At 44.6% G+C, this 16,710-nt stretch carries 19 protein-coding genes; 2 read left to right on the plus strand and 17 right to left on the minus strand.

From position 1 onward, the window contains the following. Positions 1-12: 12 nt before the first annotated feature. Together A9176_RS07845 and def are read left to right on the plus strand one after the other, a co-directional pair. Complete coding sequence (locus A9176_RS07845; RefSeq protein WP_077283074.1) at positions 13-966, plus strand: class A sortase; 954 nt, start codon at positions 13-15, stop codon at positions 964-966. 87 nt (positions 967-1,053) lie between these two features. Beyond that, on the plus strand, positions 1,054-1,632 hold the full coding sequence (gene def / locus A9176_RS07850; protein WP_077283076.1) for a peptide deformylase: 579 nt from the start codon (positions 1,054-1,056) through the stop codon (positions 1,630-1,632). An 8-nt stretch (positions 1,633-1,640) separates the two neighbouring features. On the opposite strand, the gene A9176_RS07855 is transcribed toward def, so the two are convergent. From A9176_RS07855 to rpmG, 17 genes are all read right to left on the minus strand, one after another. Further along, positions 1,641-2,222 carry a GNAT family N-acetyltransferase gene (locus A9176_RS07855; RefSeq protein ID WP_077283078.1) on the minus strand — a complete coding sequence of 194 codons (582 nt, stop codon included), beginning with the start codon at positions 2,220-2,222 and terminating at the stop codon, positions 1,641-1,643. Positions 2,223-2,342: 120 nt separating this feature from the next. Further along, complete coding sequence (locus A9176_RS07860) at positions 2,343-3,254, minus strand: DnaJ C-terminal domain-containing protein (RefSeq protein ID WP_010005145.1); 912 nt, start codon at positions 3,252-3,254, stop codon at positions 2,343-2,345. A 101-nt stretch (positions 3,255-3,355) separates the two neighbouring features. Then, positions 3,356-5,197 (minus strand): molecular chaperone DnaK, encoded by a 1,842-nt coding sequence (gene dnaK, locus A9176_RS07865; protein WP_077283080.1) that lies wholly within the window; start codon positions 5,195-5,197, stop codon positions 3,356-3,358. An 88-nt stretch (positions 5,198-5,285) separates the two neighbouring features. After that, positions 5,286-5,858, minus strand: a complete 573-nt coding sequence (gene grpE, locus A9176_RS07870) for a nucleotide exchange factor GrpE (RefSeq protein WP_077283279.1) — start codon at positions 5,856-5,858, stop codon at positions 5,286-5,288. Between the two features lie 41 nt (positions 5,859-5,899). Then, positions 5,900-6,928: a heat-inducible transcriptional repressor HrcA gene (hrcA, locus tag A9176_RS07875; protein WP_068852339.1), complete on the minus strand. Its 1,029-nt coding sequence runs from the start codon at positions 6,926-6,928 to the stop codon at positions 5,900-5,902. A gap of 122 nt (positions 6,929-7,050) precedes the next feature. Next, on the minus strand, positions 7,051-8,001 hold the full coding sequence (ribF, locus tag A9176_RS07880) for a riboflavin biosynthesis protein RibF (protein ID WP_077283082.1): 951 nt from the start codon (positions 7,999-8,001) through the stop codon (positions 7,051-7,053). A 2-nt stretch (positions 8,002-8,003) separates the two neighbouring features. Then, complete coding sequence (gene truB, locus A9176_RS07885) at positions 8,004-8,912, minus strand: tRNA pseudouridine(55) synthase TruB (protein ID WP_077283084.1); 909 nt, start codon at positions 8,910-8,912, stop codon at positions 8,004-8,006. Beyond that, positions 8,899-9,414: a PTS sugar transporter subunit IIA gene (locus A9176_RS07890; protein ID WP_077283086.1), complete on the minus strand. Its 516-nt coding sequence runs from the start codon at positions 9,412-9,414 to the stop codon at positions 8,899-8,901. The genes truB and A9176_RS07890 overlap by 14 nt, the downstream gene beginning before the upstream one ends. A 14-nt stretch (positions 9,415-9,428) precedes the next feature. Next, entirely contained in the window at positions 9,429-10,607 is a 1,179-nt protein-coding gene (locus A9176_RS07895) for an aminotransferase class I/II-fold pyridoxal phosphate-dependent enzyme (RefSeq protein ID WP_077283088.1), read from the minus strand. Positions 10,608-10,703: 96 nt separating this feature from the next. After that, positions 10,704-11,057: a 30S ribosome-binding factor RbfA gene (rbfA, locus tag A9176_RS07900; RefSeq protein ID WP_077283090.1), complete on the minus strand. Its 354-nt coding sequence runs from the start codon at positions 11,055-11,057 to the stop codon at positions 10,704-10,706. A gap of 50 nt (positions 11,058-11,107) precedes the next feature. Further along, complete coding sequence (gene infB / locus A9176_RS07905) at positions 11,108-13,594, minus strand: translation initiation factor IF-2 (RefSeq protein ID WP_077283091.1); 2,487 nt, start codon at positions 13,592-13,594, stop codon at positions 11,108-11,110. Beyond that, positions 13,595-13,915: a L7Ae/L30e/S12e/Gadd45 family ribosomal protein gene (locus tag A9176_RS07910; RefSeq protein WP_010000464.1), complete on the minus strand. Its 321-nt coding sequence runs from the start codon at positions 13,913-13,915 to the stop codon at positions 13,595-13,597. Then, a complete protein-coding gene (gene rnpM, locus A9176_RS07915) occupies positions 13,905-14,201 on the minus strand; it encodes an RNase P modulator RnpM (protein WP_010000465.1) in 297 nt (98 codons plus the stop codon). Before rnpM ends, A9176_RS07910 begins: the two co-directional genes overlap by 11 nt. A 57-nt stretch (positions 14,202-14,258) precedes the next feature. Further along, positions 14,259-15,356, minus strand: a complete 1,098-nt coding sequence (nusA, locus tag A9176_RS07920; protein ID WP_010000466.1) for a transcription termination factor NusA — start codon at positions 15,354-15,356, stop codon at positions 14,259-14,261. Between the two features lie 107 nt (positions 15,357-15,463). Further along, positions 15,464-15,940, minus strand: a complete 477-nt coding sequence (rimP, locus tag A9176_RS07925) for a ribosome maturation factor RimP (RefSeq protein ID WP_077283093.1) — start codon at positions 15,938-15,940, stop codon at positions 15,464-15,466. A gap of 346 nt (positions 15,941-16,286) precedes the next feature. Continuing rightward, complete coding sequence (gene rpsN, locus A9176_RS07930; RefSeq protein ID WP_010000469.1) at positions 16,287-16,556, minus strand: 30S ribosomal protein S14; 270 nt, start codon at positions 16,554-16,556, stop codon at positions 16,287-16,289. Position 16,557: 1 nt separating this feature from the next. Further along, positions 16,558-16,707: a 50S ribosomal protein L33 gene (gene rpmG / locus A9176_RS07935; protein ID WP_010000472.1), complete on the minus strand. Its 150-nt coding sequence runs from the start codon at positions 16,705-16,707 to the stop codon at positions 16,558-16,560. Between the last annotated feature and the right edge of the window lie 3 nt (positions 16,708-16,710).

The following is a 16,710-nucleotide window of genomic DNA, read 5'->3' on the forward strand; positions in this document are numbered from 1 at the left end:
AGGGCACAACAGATGATACAAGGTCTTTTAAATATTTTGAATTGGCACCCACTATACTTGGCGGGTCTCACATTTGGACTCGTGATGTTGTTTGTTTTTGGATTAGCTTACTTGCGACATCGCCCTAAAAAACAATCCTTGCGGTGGTTTTATCAAGCACTCATGGTGGCGAGTTTGGTCACCAGCATCACCTTGGGGCTAGACTATCTCTACCAAAATAATGTTGGTCAACTCAAAGACCACACGCTCAATACGCTCCAAAAACAGCGGCAAAAGGCACAAACGCGTCAAGCCAAAAACGATACGACTTCACGCGATCAGATTGCCAAAATGGTCATGCGACAAGCGCAAAAGGGCTTAGAAAAACAAGGTTTTGTCGCCATCCCCAGCCGCTTTATTCTCCTCCCTATTTATAATGATGCCTATTCAAATAAAGGTTTAGATGCTGGTGCCAATTACGCCAATCGGTCAGCAGTCGATCCGCTCGGTACCCAAAAACCTGTTATGGGTCAAGGTAACTACGGCTTGGCTGGCCATAATTTCAACGATGGCCAATCTGGCTTTAGTGCTTTGCAAGAATCTAATAATCATGATTGGCCCTACATTCAAAACGGCCAATTGAAGGGATCCGACTGGTTGAATGGTGAGCCGGTTATTTTAGCTAATGCTTCGGGTCTTTTTGTTTATGAGATTACCGGCCAAACCACAGTGACTAAAAATGACATTGCGGTCCTTAATCCAACCAAAGCGCCAACACTCACGATTATTAGTTGTCTCTTCCCATCAACGCAATACCGTATTATCACCCATGCAGCATTGAAAACCCACTACACTTGGCAACAAGCACCGCAAGATATTGTTGATTTGTTTAATTTACGTACCCAACGTACCAATGCCCACGTTAATTGGTGGAATCCAGGTACCGAAGAAGGCGTTAACGGCGACGCTGGTGGCACAAAAAAATAAAAATCGGTATAAAACTGCGCTGCCTAACGCGTTTAGGAGTTTTAACCTGTTGGCCAGTTTGATATACTATTATGGAGGTGAAAAGACATGACAATTCGATTTACAATGGATAAAATCACACGTGATGGGGAGCCAGTTCTCAGACAAGTTGCTGAGAAAGTACCTTTCCCACTCAGTGAAGAACACGCACAACTAGCAGAAGATATGATGACCTACTTGATGATCTCACAAGATGAAGCACAAAACGAAAAGTACGGTTTGCGGCCAGGGGTTGGTTTAGCGGCCCCACAAGTTGGCGAATCACTCCAAATGGCAGCTGTGTTGATTCCTTCATTGGATCCCCACGAACGCGATGATGAACCTTACTTTAAGGGCACGATCTTCAATCCTGTCATTATTTCAGAATCTGTTAAGCGTGCTGCCCTAGATGTTGGTGAAGGCTGCTTATCTGTTGACGAAGATGTGCCTGGTTTTGTCCCCCGCGCTAACCGGATCACAGTCCGTTATCAAAACGAACAAGGTGAAACTAAGACGATTAAGTTACGTGATTATCCTGCTATCGTTTTCCAACATGAAATCGACCACTTGCATGGCCACTTGTACTACGATCACATTGATATGACCGCTCCTTGGGAAGTCAACGACGACACAAAATATATTGATTAACCAAAAAGTCACAGGGTTGCCTGTGACTTTTTTGCTTGTTGCAACATCTTGTATTGCGTATCTGTGATGGCATAATGTACCATATCTACTATTTCACCTTTAATAATCTGTGATTTAAGTGCCACGCCCTCTTGCTGCATACCAATTTTAGTCATCACCCGACCTGATTTTGGGTTACGCGTGTCATGTTCAGAAAAGATACGTACTAATTGCAGCTGATCAAATCCCACCGCCAAAATGGCTTGTGCCGCCTCTGGCATGATACCTTGGCCCCAATAACGCTTATTTAAAACATAACCGATTTCCGCTTGCCGGTGCGCTTCATTGAGGCGTAAATCAATCGTCCCAATCATTTTTTGGTCATAGACAATCGCCCATTTTCCAATCGGATCCAGCATAAAATAACTTTGAATACTGTTTTCAATGACTTCCGTCACTGTTTTTACCGGTGGCACCGTGATAAAGCGGACTGTTTCTTCGTCACGTAAATAATCAAACATCGCCTCAGCATCATCCGGTTGCACTGGACGTAATATCAAGCGCTCAGTCTGCAAGGTACTAAAACCAGCCAATTGTGCTTTTAAACGCATCATCTATCTCCTCATAAAATATATTAAGTTTTACTATAGCATATTCACTTTATTTTTTCATTTTTCATCATATAAAAATCATAAAAAAACGCACGGGGAGACCTGTGCGTTTTATCGTCTTCATTCTGTTAATTCTTCTAACTTATCAAAGAAACTTTTCTTCTTTTTACCAGTCATGGCTTCTTGGAAGGCTTCCAAGGCCTTCTTTTGATCCTTAGTCATTGACGTTGGCACTTCAACAAAGATTGTGACATATTGGTCACCATTGCCTGTACCACGTAGACGTGGTGCACCCTTACCGCGCAAACGGAATTGCTTACCTGTTTGCGTACCAGCAGGAATCTTCAACTTCACGTCACCTTGTACTGTCTTAACTTGAATTTCATCCCCTAAGGCAGCACTCGTGAAACTAATCTTTTGTTCAAGGAAGACATCAGCACCATCACGTTCAAAGCCGTCCTTTGAAGGGGCAACTTGGAAGACCACGAACAAATCACCCCGTGGGCCACCGTTAACGCCTTCTTCACCTTGACCAGCCAGACGCATTTGTTGACCTGTTTCAACACCGGCTGGAACTGTCACCTTAATTTCATGAGGGCCATCACCACGATTAAACTTGATGATTTCTTCCTTACCAGTAATGGCTTCTTCGAAGCTTAAGCGCATCCGGTATTGTAAATCTTGTCCCTTGCGTGGTCGGTTCGGATCAAAGCCGCCGCCAAACATTTGACTGAAAATATCACCCAAATCAGAGAAGTCACCGAAGCCACCTTGTTGGTAACCACCAAAGCCTTGGCCCCCAAAGCCACCATTGGCGCCGGCTGGACCAAATTGGTCATATTGGGCACGCTTTTGGGGATCGCCTAACGTTTCAAAGGCTTCTTGAACCTCTTTGTACTTTTCTTCGGCACCTGGTTCTTGGTTCAAGTCAGGATGATACTTTTTTGATAATTTTCGGTATGCTTTTTTAATATCATCTTGGCTGGCATTCTTATCAACGCCAAGACGGTCATAGTATTCTGTATTATTCAACAGCCCGCTCCTTTTCCATATTATGTACACGAACCGCATCCAACTGGATGCGGTTCGTTTATGCTTAAATGATCGTCACGAATTGATTTGTCGTCAAAGGATTACTTCTTTGATGGGTCAACTTCTTCGAAGTCACCATCAACTGTGTTATCATCCTTTGGCTTTGCTTCACCTTCAGCACCTTCTTGTGGGGCAGCTTGTTGGTAAAGCTTCATGGCTAATTCTTGTGCAGCCTTAGCCAATGCTTCTGACTTTTCCTTCAATTCAGTCAAGTCAGCTTCAACATCGTCGCCGACCTTTTCCTTAGCTTGCTTCAATGCTTCAAGGGCATCCTTTGTTGCCTTCTTAGCATCTTCTTCCAACTTGTCACCCACTTCTTCAAGTGTGGCTTCTGTTGAGAAGATCAATTGGTCAGCTTCGTTACGTGTATCAACGGCTGCCTTCTTCTTTGCATCGGCTTCTTCGTTAGCCTTTGCATCATTCATCATTTGTTCGATTTCTTCATCAGTCAAACCACCAGCGGCTTGGATCGTAATCTTTTGTTCCTTTTGCGTACCCAAATCCTTGGCAGATACAGAAACAATACCGTTACGGTCAATGTCAAATGTCACTTCGATTTGTGGCACACCACGCTTTGCAGCAGGAATATCTGACAATTGGAAACGACCCAAAGTCTTGTTGTCGGCCGCCATTGAGCGTTCACCTTGCAAGACATGGATGTCAACAGCTGGTTGGTTGTCGGCAGCTGTTGAGAAGACTTGTGACTTTGATGTTGGGATCGTTGTGTTACGATCGATCAACTTTGTGAAGACACCACCCATTGTTTCGATACCCAATGACAAAGGTGTCACATCCAACAAGACAACGTCCTTCACGTCACCAGTAATCACACCACCTTGAACTGCTGCACCAAGGGCAACCGCTTCATCAGGATTGATTGAGTGGTTAGGTTCCTTACCAGTCAACTTCTTAACAGATTCTTGTACGGCTGGAATACGTGTTGAACCACCGTTCAAGATGACTTCATCGATGTCTGAGAATGACAAACCAGCATCCTTCAAAGCATTCAAAACTGGTTGTTCAGCCTTCTTGATCAAGTCAGCTGTCAATTCGTTGAACTTTGCACGTGTCAATGATGTTTGCAAGTGCAATGGGCCTTGGTCACCTGAAGCAATAAATGGCAAATCAATTTGTGCTTCAGTTGCTGAAGACAACGTCTTCTTAGCTGATTCTGCGGCATCCTTCAAACGTTGCAAAGCTAACTTGTCTTCCTTCAAATCAATGCCATTTTCAGCCTTGAATTGTTCAGCCAAGTAATCAATGATCTTGTTATCGAAGTCATCACCACCAAGGTGTGTGTCACCATTTGTTGACAAAACTTCAAAGACACCATCACCTAATTCAAGGATAGACACATCGAATGTACCACCACCCAAGTCGTAAACAAGGATCTTTTCATCCTTATCCAACTTGTCCAAACCATAAGCTAACGCAGCAGCTGTTGGTTCGTTAATGATACGTTCAACTTCAAGACCGGCAATCTTACCAGCATCCTTAGTTGCTTGACGTTGTGCATCGTTGAAGTAAGCAGGCACTGTGATAACAGCCTTTTCAACCTTTTCACCCAAGTAGTCTTCAGCATAACCCTTGATGTATTGCAAAATCATGGCTGAAATTTCTTGTGGTGTGTAGTCCTTGCCGTCAACGTTGATCTTGTAGCCAGCTTCACCCATGTGTGACTTAATTGAAATAATTGTGTCAGGGTTCGTGATGGCTTGACGCTTAGCCACGTCACCAACTTGTGTTTCGCCATTCTTAAATGACACAACAGATGGTGTTGTACGACCGCCGTCTGGGTTTGTGATGATCTTTGGTTCGCCACCTTCAAGGACGGCAACTGCTGAGTTTGTTGTTCCTAAATCAATACCGATAATCTTTGACATGAATTAATTCTTCCTTTACTTTTTTAATCTTTTATTTTTTAACTTTTTAAGGTGTGGTGCACACGCTGAATCACCATGACAATTGTTGTTATTTCGCCACGGCAACCATTGCTGGTCGAAGGACGCGATCTTGAATCATATAGCCTTTTTGCAAAACAGCGGCAATTTCATCAGACGCAACATCCTCTGAGGCAACACTTTGAATGGCTTGGTGCTTCGTTGGGTCAAATGCTTCCCCAACTTCACCCGTTGCTGAAATACCATTATCAGCTAAGGCTTGCACCAATGTCTTCAGTGTCATTTCAACACCTGTTTTAATTTGCTTTGTTACTGTATCATCTGCTTCAACTTGCAATGCGCGTTCAAGATTGTCAACCACTGGCAAAACTGCGCCGGCCAATTTCTGACCATCATACTTGCGCACATTTTGCACTTCGCGGGCATGACGTTGTTGAATATTTTGAATTTCCGCTTGTGAACGCAACAGCTTGTCTTCTAATTCCGCAACCTTAGCTTCAAGGTCTGCAATTTGACTTGCTTCTGAATTTTCTACTGGTGCTTCATCTTCTTGCAAAACATCAGTTTCTGCTTCGATTTGTTCCGTTACAGCTTCATCATCAACTGCGCCATCTTCTACAACGATTTCTTCGTCGTTCTTCATTGCTTCTTTCGCTTCATCTGCCACGTAAGTGACCTCCTAATTTATGTATATTCGAGCATCTTTTGGCTTAACGCTTCACCAAAGGCATCCATCAACAAGACGTTGCGCGCATAAGGCATCCGAATTGGGCCAAGCAATGCAATCACCCCATCCCCTTGATTTGGTACCTGAAAGGCACTCGTAATCAAGCTAAAGGATTGTAATAAGGGTTCATCGATTTCTTGCCCAATCTTAACTGTCACCTGATGTGGGACAGCTGTCGCCACACGTCGGATATCAGGTGCTGATGACAGAAACTCTAGCAAATGCTTCACTTTCTGTGTTTCATCAACATTTTCACCGAAATCCAACACGTTCAGTCGACCACCAATATGCACATTATCGCCAATCGATCGCGCTAAGACGTCGCCAAACAATTGCAAGAAGGCAGCTGGTGTCTTAATCACCCGATTCATTTGCGTTGGCAACTCATCTGATTGCATCAGTTGCAACACTTCCAAAATCGGATGGCCAATCATCTGATCATTGATATACTTAACCATACTATCTAACGATGATATCGCTAACTCGCGCGGTAATTTGAATGTCTGACTGGTCACTTTACCGTCACTGGTTACCAGCACGGCAATTAACTGATGATTCTCCAACGGCACCAAACGGAACCCCGACACTTTGATGTTTAACCCTTTTGGCTTCAAAATCAAAGCAGTTGCACCGGTTAATTCTGATAGCGTCCGCGCAGCTTCATCAAGCAAGTCATCAATTTCATGAAAAATCCCACGAAACGAATGCATCACCATCGCCACATCTTGCTGTGTTGCGGGACGTGTCGCCATGAGGTGATCGAGATAATAACGATAACCAGCACACGACGGTACCCGTCCCGCTGAAGTATGTAGTTTTTTAATCAGATCAGCTGACTCTAATGCAGCCATTTCATTACGAATTGTTGCGGAACTCACTTTAATATCAAGCTGTTCCTGCAAACTTTTCGACCCGACTGCTCGCGCAGTGTGTGTGTACTCGTAAATGATGGCGCTTAAAATTAATTTTTGTCTTTCTGTTAGCATGCCATCACCTCCGTTTTAGCACTCATAGATACCAACTGCTAACATCTATTATCATACACCCTTTCCGAAAAAAATGCAAGCATTTTAGCACTCTTTTTATTCGAGTGCCAAATAAAAAGCACTTAACGCTTGTTAAGTGCTTTAAAATACTGTCGTGTCGCCTGTTCATCGTGCTGTAACTGCGTGATTAAATCAGGTACCGACGTGAATTTGACTTCGCCGCGTAAGTAATGATGCCAAGCAACCGTCACCGCTTCCCCATAAATTTGTTGTTTGAAATCTAAAATGTTGATTTCAACAGTGATTGGTCGGGCATCACCAAATGTGACGTTTCGGCCGATACTTGCCATCCCTTGATACCACTGTCCAGCAATTTCAATCCCAACCACATAAACCCCAATACCAGGCAGCCATTCTAATTCTGGTGTTTGAATATTAGCCGTAGGGAAACCCAACTCACGTCCGCGTGCTTCACCATGAACAACTGTGCCAGTCGTTTGATAAACACGCCCTAACTGATGATTAACTGTTTGCATATCGCCAGCGTCTAACGCACGTCGGATTGCCGAAGAGCCTACTTTTTGGTGTGACTCTTCAAAAGGTGGTACCGTAATCACATCAAAGCGGTTGGCGGCGTACTGATCTAATACTTGCATATTGGCCGTCTGTTGATCACCACCATAGAGGTGATCAAACCCCGCAACCACAGTCATTGGTTGTAAGGGCAATAGCACCTCATCGACGAACTGCTGGGGCGCAAGTTGTGCCAATTGCGAGGTAAAGCGCATCACATACACGCGATCAACGCCCAGCGCTTCAAATAAGGCCACCTTTTGATCAAGTGGCGTTAAATAATGTAAGGGCTGCGTGAGGGTCTTAAACACCACAACTGGATGCGGATCATAAGTTAGGACCGCTAGCGGTACCCCTAACCGATCAGCTTCCGCTTTAGCTGCTTGTATCACTGCTTGATGACCCAAATGGACCCCATCAAAAAAGCCCATCGTCACCACTTGAGGTTGCGATGATTCAAAATTTTGAATTGGATAATGTAACGGAACGGTTTCTATCATAGTTATTCGTTTGTAAACACATAGCGTGATTGCCAGTGGTGTTCAGCAGCTTGATACGCATAAACTGCCTTTAATTCCCCTTGATAAGTTAACTGCAAATAAGTGTCGGCCGCTGGCCAGGTGGTGATTTTTTGCCCGTTTTTGACCGCAAACCACTCGTCATCCGTCAAAGCTTTCACCGGCCATGTCAACACCGTTTGAATGGGGACGACTAGCTTTAAGACATCTTCTCGTGGCAACGACGTGATCGTTTCTAATGGCGTTGCCGCTGACAAAGGCATCCCGCTCCCCATCGTTCGCGTTAAGCTGGTCATGGTCGCTGGGACTTCTAATTGCTTACCGGTGTCAACGGCCAGTGTCCGAATATACGTCCCTTTTGACACTGTTGCTTCAAAGTTAAATTTTTGCTGTTGTTGCTGATAACGCACTGCTGATGTCCGATGAAAATCATAAATCATGGCATCACGAACTGGTCGCGTCACAGTTTCACCTGCCCGTGCGTATTCATATAGACGTTTGCCGGCGACTTTAACAGCTGAAAACATCGGTGGTACTTGTTGAATTGGCCCGTTCAATTGCGCAATAGCCTGATCAATGGCTGCGTCCGTATAAGGCGTTGTAATCGGTTGTTCGGCTACCACGTCCCCGTCAAGGTCTTCAGTTTCCGTTGCAAAACCTAACGTAATTTCGCCGATATAACGTTTTGGTCGTGCTTGTAATTCATCAATTAGTTTGGTTGTTTTTCCCAAAGCGACAACTAAGACACCATCAACATTGGGATCTAACGTCCCAGCATGACCGACCTTTTTTTGACCGACAGCGCGCCTTACTTTGGCCACGACGTCAAATGACGTGACCCCTTTTGGTTTATTGACGACCAAGATGCCGTCAACTGGATTATTCTTTTGCATCGATTTCCTCTTGCGACCGCCAGATATTTTGTCCAGCATAAACTGCACCATAGCTGACAAATGGCGTCGCCTGCGCTTCAAATAAGACATACACGCGAACAGACTGATCGTGCTGACGAACTGAACCAATCAAATCGCCTGCGTGTAATTGTTGCCCCGCACGATAAGATGCCAATCTGACATCCTGAGCCTTTTCACACATCACTTGCACGGTAACAGTCCCGTAACGTTCACTGCGAATTGTGATCGCCTGTGGTACCGCATCTGTGACAATCCCTGCCACTGGTGACATGATATCACGGCCGTTTGGAATCATCATAAAACCATGACGATTGTTTAACTGGTCATTATCGAGCGTAATTCTTTGCAGTTGTCCCGTGACTGGTGCCACAATGACAGGCAATTCCGATTTACGCGCAATCTGAACAGCATTTAATTGTCCGGTTGATGCCACTGTTGCGTGCTTGCTGGATGATATAAATAAATTTTGCCACCAGTTCATAGACTACCTCTCACTTAATTCCCACGACGTTGCTTAATATAAGCTGTCAACCGTCGCATACCCTCATCCAAATCTTCATCGGATGCTGCATAAGAGATCCGGATATAAGCTTTGGCCGCCGCACTAAAACCAGACCCTGGAATCACGGCAACTTTACCTTCTTTTGCTAACTGTAACGCAAATTCATCGCCATCATCCCCTAAATCAGCTGGTAACTTGGCAAACAAATAAAACGCCCCTTCTGGTGCCACGACATCAAAACCTAACGCAACTAATTGTGGCAAAATGCGATCACGTCGCTTTTTGTAAACATCACGCATTGCTTGTGGCGCTGTGGTCACATCGCGCAAGGCGACCAATGCGGCATCTTGAATAAACGTTGGAATGGCAAACGTCAACGCCCCGTGGACTTTTTGCATTTGCGCAATTACTTCTGCGGCCCCCAAGATAAAGCCGACGCGATAACCTGTCATCGCATGTGACTTTGATAAACCATTAATATAAATCGTTTGATCAGGAATAATTTCCGCAAATGACACGTGTTCTTGATCATAAGTCAGCACCGCATAAATTTCATCCGAGATGACCCAGATGCCATGCTTTTTGAACGTGGCGGCCAGTGCCATAATTTCATCACGTGAATAGGTTACACCCGTTGGATTGGTTGGGTAATTCATCAAAATCGCCCGCACTGGTACCGTGGCTTTGGCAATGGCTTCTTCAACCATTTCTGGTGTCAGCTTAAAACGATTAGGCGTGGTGTCAATGGTAATCCGCGTCCCACGCGCCAATTCTAGTGAGGTAAAGTATGGCCCGTAAGCGGGTTCAGGCATTAATAACCCGTCTCCATCGGCCAACAAGGTATGGAAAACCACGTTGATGGCTTCACTGACACCCAGCGTGACAATCACATTTTCTTCACCAGCATAATTTAAATGATAGGCTTGATTAAAATAATCGACTGCTGCCAAGCGTAATGCCCGTTCACCTTGGCTCTCGGCGTAGTGTGAACGATCACCTTCAATCGCCGCAACCGCTGCCTGTTTGATACGATCATCAACTGCAAAGCCAGGCTCACCAAACGTCAGCTTTAACACACCTGGAATATCGCGCACTTTTTCTTGAAAGCCCAATAACCGATCAGGTGCCATATCGGCAATGATTGGGTTTAAAGATTGTGGCAAGCTTGTCATTTTCGAAGTCCTCATTTTTTAGTCAAATTAATATAAGTCTATTCTAACACAAAAAACGCTACCCCTTTTAGAGTAGCGTTGAGATGTTATCATTTATTAATTTTCAGCATGTAGCTTGCGAATCAAATCTTCAATATGATTACCATATTGGACAGATTGATCACGAACAAAGCGTAATTCAGGTGTCTTGTAAACCGTCAAGCGTGCCCCTAATTCCTTACGGATCAAACCACTTGCCGCTTCCAAACCAGCTTGCGCTTTTTGCCCATCACTTGCCAAATCAGACAAGATTGAATAATAAATTGTTGCAATTTGCAAATCACCAGACAAATCAACACTCGTTACCGTCACGTCTTTTACGCGTGGATCATTGATCCGCTTAAGCAAAAGATCCGTCACGTCACGTTGGATTTCTTGTGCGAGGCGACCTGCACGTTGTGGATTAGCCATAACTTGTGCCCCCTTTTTCTTTTAATACAAGCGATAAAGTGCCGATTGGCTTACTTTACCTTAACTTCTTCCATAATGTATGATTCAACCACATCGCCGACGCGAATATCGTTGAACTTTGAAACTGTAAAGCCGAACTCGTAGCCCATCTTCACTTCGTTCACAGCGTCTTTACCACGTTGCAATGAGGCCACTTCGCCATCATAAACCACAACGCTATCACGCATGATACGAACCTTTGAGTCCTTGGTAATCTTACCTTCTTCAACCATCGCACCGGCAATAATACCAACCTTAGAGAACTTGAACAGTTCCTTAACGAGAACAGTTCCAATAACCTTCTCTTCATAAACAGGTTCAAGTTGACCCTTCATGGCTGCTTCAACATCATCAATTGCGTTATAAATGACGTTGTAGAAGCGAATGTCAACCTTATCAGAGTCAGCTTGCGCCTTGGCCAATGGTGTGGCACGAACGTTGAAGCCAATAATAATAGCGCCTGACGCTGATGCCAAAGTGACATCAGATTCATTAATTGCACCAGCAGCTGTATGGATGATATCCACACGTACGCCATCGACTTCAATCTTCTTCAATGAACCAGAAAGTGCTTCAACAGAACCTTGCACATCCGCCTTCACGATAACTGGCACTGTCTTCATGGCCTTTTCAGACATTGTGCTAAACAATGTATCCAAAGTCACAACAGAACCTGAGTTACGGACTGCTTCTTGCGCACGCTTAGCACGTTCTTCACCGGCGGCACGCGCTGTCTTTTCATCTGCCATAACGATGAAACGATCACCAGCTTGTGGTACATCGTTCAAACCAGTAATTTGAACTGGTGTGGCTGGCAAAGCTTCTTCCAGTTCAACGCCACGTTCATTAGTCATTGTCCGGACACGGCCATAAGTGTTACCCACAACAATTGGGTCACCGACACGCATTGTGCCTTGTTGTACCAAGACAGTTGCCACTGGACCACGACCCTTGTCCAAACGTGCTTCAACAACTGAACCACGTGCTGGCATATCAGGATCGGCCTTTAATTCAAGCACTTCAGCTTGCAACAAGATCATTTCCAACAATTCGTCAACATTTTGACCAAACTTCGCTGAAATCTTAACAAAGATTGTGTCACCACCATATTCTTCAGGCACCAAATCATAGGCCATCAATTGGTTCATGACATCATCAGGGTTAGCCCCTGGCTTATCAATCTTGTTAACAGCAACGATGATTGGTGTTTCAGCCGCCTTGGCGTGATTGATAGCTTCAATTGTTTGTGGCATGACACCGTCATCGGCCGCCACAACCAAAATCGTCAAATCAGTCACGTTAGCACCACGCGCACGCATTTCCGTAAAGGCCGCGTGACCAGGTGTATCCAAGAAGGTGATTGTCTTACCGTTAAGTTGTGTCTGATAAGCACCAATATGTTGTGTGATACCGCCGGCTTCGCCTTCTGTCACGTTTGAGTTACGCAAGTAATCCAACAAAGTTGTCTTACCGTGATCGACGTGTCCCATGATGGTAACAACTGGTGGACGTGATACCAACTTGTCTTCATCGATGTTATCTTCATCAAAGAACTTATCGATATCAGCGACGTCTTCTTCTTCCTTCACTTGCGCATCGATGCCATAATCGGCTGCCAAAATTTCAATGGTATCTGAATCCAATGATTGGTTTTGGTTGGTCACGATACCCAACAAGAACAACTTCTTGATAATTTCAGCTGTATCACGGTGCAACAACTTTGACAAGTCTTGCACGTTCATACCAATACGGTACTCCAATACTTGTGGTAGTGGCTGTTCCTTACGTTCAGTCACTGGCGTTACTGGGCCCTTCTTAGCCGCAATACGACGTGACTTCTTTGAACCACGTGGCTTATCGTTACGACGTGGTGTTTGTTGCCCAGTACCATTGGTATTGCGCTTACGTGAGTTATTCCGTGCTGAGTTGTTGCCAGATGCCAAAGCACCACCAAACTTACCTGCGCCAGCTGCTGGTGCCGTTGTTGTCGTTGCTGCCTTAGCCGCAGGCTTCTTAGCATCAGTTGGCTTTGCAGCAGCTTTTGCTGGTGCAGCAGGCTTCTTAGGTGCCTTAGCCGCAGCGGCAGCTTGCTTACGCTTTTCGTTTTCACTCACGTATTGCTTCAAGCTGTTATCTGTTTGCTTTGAGTAATCCACTTGGCCTTCACGTGGCTTAGTTGACCAGCTCTTCTTTTCGCGAATTTCTGGGCGACCACCAGTTGGTTGTAAACGTGAGCCAGGACGGCTATTACGGTTACCACCATTGTTAGGACGACTAGCTGCCGTACCATTTGGACGAGCGGTATTGCGTGTTTGTCCTTGACCATTATTTGGGCGTGCAGGACGACTTGACCGTGAACCAGCACCTGCTTGTGAGGCTGATCCTTCTGTCAATTTTGCCGCATGACGGCGTTGTGATGCGGGCAATTCCTTACGTTCTGGGACTGCCTGTTTTCGTGCAGGACGGTTTGAGCCTGAGAATTTCTTTTCTTCTGCCATTTAGTTCCGCTCCTTTTCTGAAATTAATTGTTTAATTTTGCGACTAAAACCGCGATCCGCAATCGCAAATACACTGCGATTTACGCCGATAGCATCGGTTAATTGCGCTTTGGTATAGTCTTGAATCAGTGTGACATGATAAAACGCTGCTTTATCAGCGAATTTTTTTGCTTGACTTTGGCCACCATCACTTGGGAAAAAAGCCAGTTGTACTTTATTGCCACGAATGGCCGTTAATGTGGGGTCAGAACCCAATACTAACTTACCAGCACGCATGGCTAAGCCAAGGAGATTTAAAATTTGGTCGTCTTTACTTATCACCAAACAACTCCCGTCGCGCTTGTTGATGGTCAACATAAGCGATAAGCTCGTCATAAAACTCATCGGGAATCTTCACCTCAAATGCTCTATCAAAAATGCGCTTTTTCTTTGCAATGGCTGCAATCTCACGATCCAAACCAATATAAGCACCGCGACCATTGGCTTTTGATGTGGGGTCTAAGCTCACATGTCCTTCTTTGTCGCGCACAACACGCACAAGTTCTTTTTTAGGAAACATTTCACCGGTAACGATGTCTTTTCGCATAGGTATTTTTCTAGGTTTCATAATATCTAGCGTGTCTTTGTGCCCGTTTGAGCAGAAACACGTTTCCTTTCTATCAGATTACTCGTTTGTTTCGTCTTCGACAACAACTGGTGCTTCCGCTACGAGACTGTTAGCGGCTTCAGATTCAGATTTGATATCAATCTTAAAGCCAGTCAAGCGGGCTGCCAAACGGGCGTTTTGGCCCTTCTTACCAATTGCTAATGATAATTGATTGTCTGGTACAATGACTGTGACAGCACGGTCATTTTCTGGATCAAAAATCACATCTGTGACTTCTGATGGGTTCAAGGCGTTGGCAATATATTGCGCTTCGTCTTCCACCCATTCCACAATGTCCATGTTTTCGCCGCCAAGTTCGTTAACAACGGCTTGTACACGGGCACCACGTTGCCCAACCATAGCCCCAACTGGGTCAAGGTCAGCATCATGCGTATAAACCGCAATCTTTGAGCGATCGCCCGCTTCACGTGAGATACTCATGATTTCAACTGTACCGTCATACACTTCTGGTACTTCTTGTTCAAACAAACGCTTAACCAAGTCAGGCGCTGTCCGTGACACAAAGATTTGTGGACCCTTAGCATTATTTTCAACTTTGTTGACCAAAACCTTGATACGATCACCCATTCGGTAATGTTCGTTTGGCATTTGATCAGCCGGTGCCATGGCTGCTTCTTGATTACCAGGCAAAGTCAAGTACAAGAAACGTGTATCTTGACGATCAACTTCACCCGTGATGATTTCATCTTGATAGTCCGCAAACTTATTATAAATCGCTTCGCGGCTAGCTTCACGCATTTTTTGCACAATCACTTGCTTTGCGGCTTGTGCGGCCATCCGACCGAAATCTTTTGGTGTGACATCAAAACGAATTTCATCGCCTGGTTCATAGGCACGGTTAATTGCCAAAGCATCTTCCAAAGGAATTTCCGTATCTTCGTTTTCAAAATCTTCGTCTAAGACAACGACTTTGACTTGCTTAATGGCAACATTCCCTTTTTTAGTGTCAAAAACGGCTTCAACGTTCTGTTCTGCATTGTATTGCTTCTTGTAAGCCGCTCTTAAGGCGTCTTCCAAGGCTTCAATCACAACCGCGCGTTCAATCCCGCGTTCAGCTTCAAGGGCATCGAGCGCGTCGACTAATTCTTTACTCATTCGCCTATCCTCATTTAATTAATAGTGTGCTTTCTTCCGGCAACGATTGCCAGCTTTGTATTGATACAACAATCAAAACCCTTTAACAACAGGATCAACCCATTGCGTTAAAACTGGATATCCAGCACTGCTTTAGCAATTTCATCAAATTGAAGTGATAAGTCACCCTGCGCTGTTGACAAAACAATCCCATCATCAGTCACAGATTTCACTTTCCCTTGCCACTTCTTTTGGCCTTCTTTGGCTGCAAAGAGCGCAACTAGGATTGTTTCGTCAGCTTCCTGAGCCCAACGATAATGCCAAGGCTGCTTTAATGGCCGATCGGCACCAGGTGATGAGATATCCAATAAATATGCTTCCGGAATTGGATCTGACTCAACCGTATCCAAAAGTTCGTTAACGGCCTGGGTAAAGTCCGTGATGTCTGCCATCGTGATAAAAGCATGATCAGGTTTATCAACCATGATCCGCAAAATCTTTTGGCCACCTTCTTTTGTATAGGTTAAATCCCACAATAAATCGTTTTGTTCAACTAAGATCGGTGTGATCAATGCCGTGATTTCTTGTTCGACTTTATTTGCCATTTACCTACCCTCCTTTGATGAATTTGTATCTGTATTGCAAGCAAGTGCCAATTTCATAAAAAATGAGCCGGCCCCATATACTGTGACCCGCTCATTTACAATATCTATGTAAATTAACACTCTCTAGTATAGCGCAATTTTTAAGAAAGTGCAAACAACATGCTATTTTTGACCAAACAAAAAACCACATTGCTGTGGTTTTACTTGTGTGTGAACCTTTATGACCCCATTCGCTATGCTCATTGAGGCAGTCACTGTATTTAGCTGATGCTATAATAATTGACTTTTAACGCGCCCACGTAATGCTTACCGGTGTAAGTTACGCAATTTCAACGAAAACTTGATCTTACCAAGAAGCCTTACGCACACCAGGAATTTGACCCTTGTGTGCCAATTGACGGAAGTTCAAACGTGACATACCGAATTCACGCATATAAGCGTGAGGACGACCATCAATCAAATCGCGGTTGTGTACGCGTACTGGAGATGAATCCTTTGGCAATGCAGCCAAACCAATGTAATCGCCAGCCGCCTTCAATGCTGCACGCTTTTCAGCATACTTTGCAACCAAAGCTTCACGCTTTTGTGCCTTAGCAATCTTTGACTTCTTTGCCATATTACTTAATCTCCTTAAATGTTACAACTTTGCGAAGTTTTGGTGAGTACTTCTTCAACTCAAGACGATCTGGTGTATTACGACGGTTTTTAGACGTCAAGTAAATACGTTCACCAGTTTCATCATTTCCTAGAATCACGTGAATACGCATATC

Source organism: Leuconostoc garlicum (genome assembly GCF_001998805.1).
Lineage (GTDB): Bacteria > Bacillota > Bacilli > Lactobacillales > Lactobacillaceae > Leuconostoc > Leuconostoc lactis.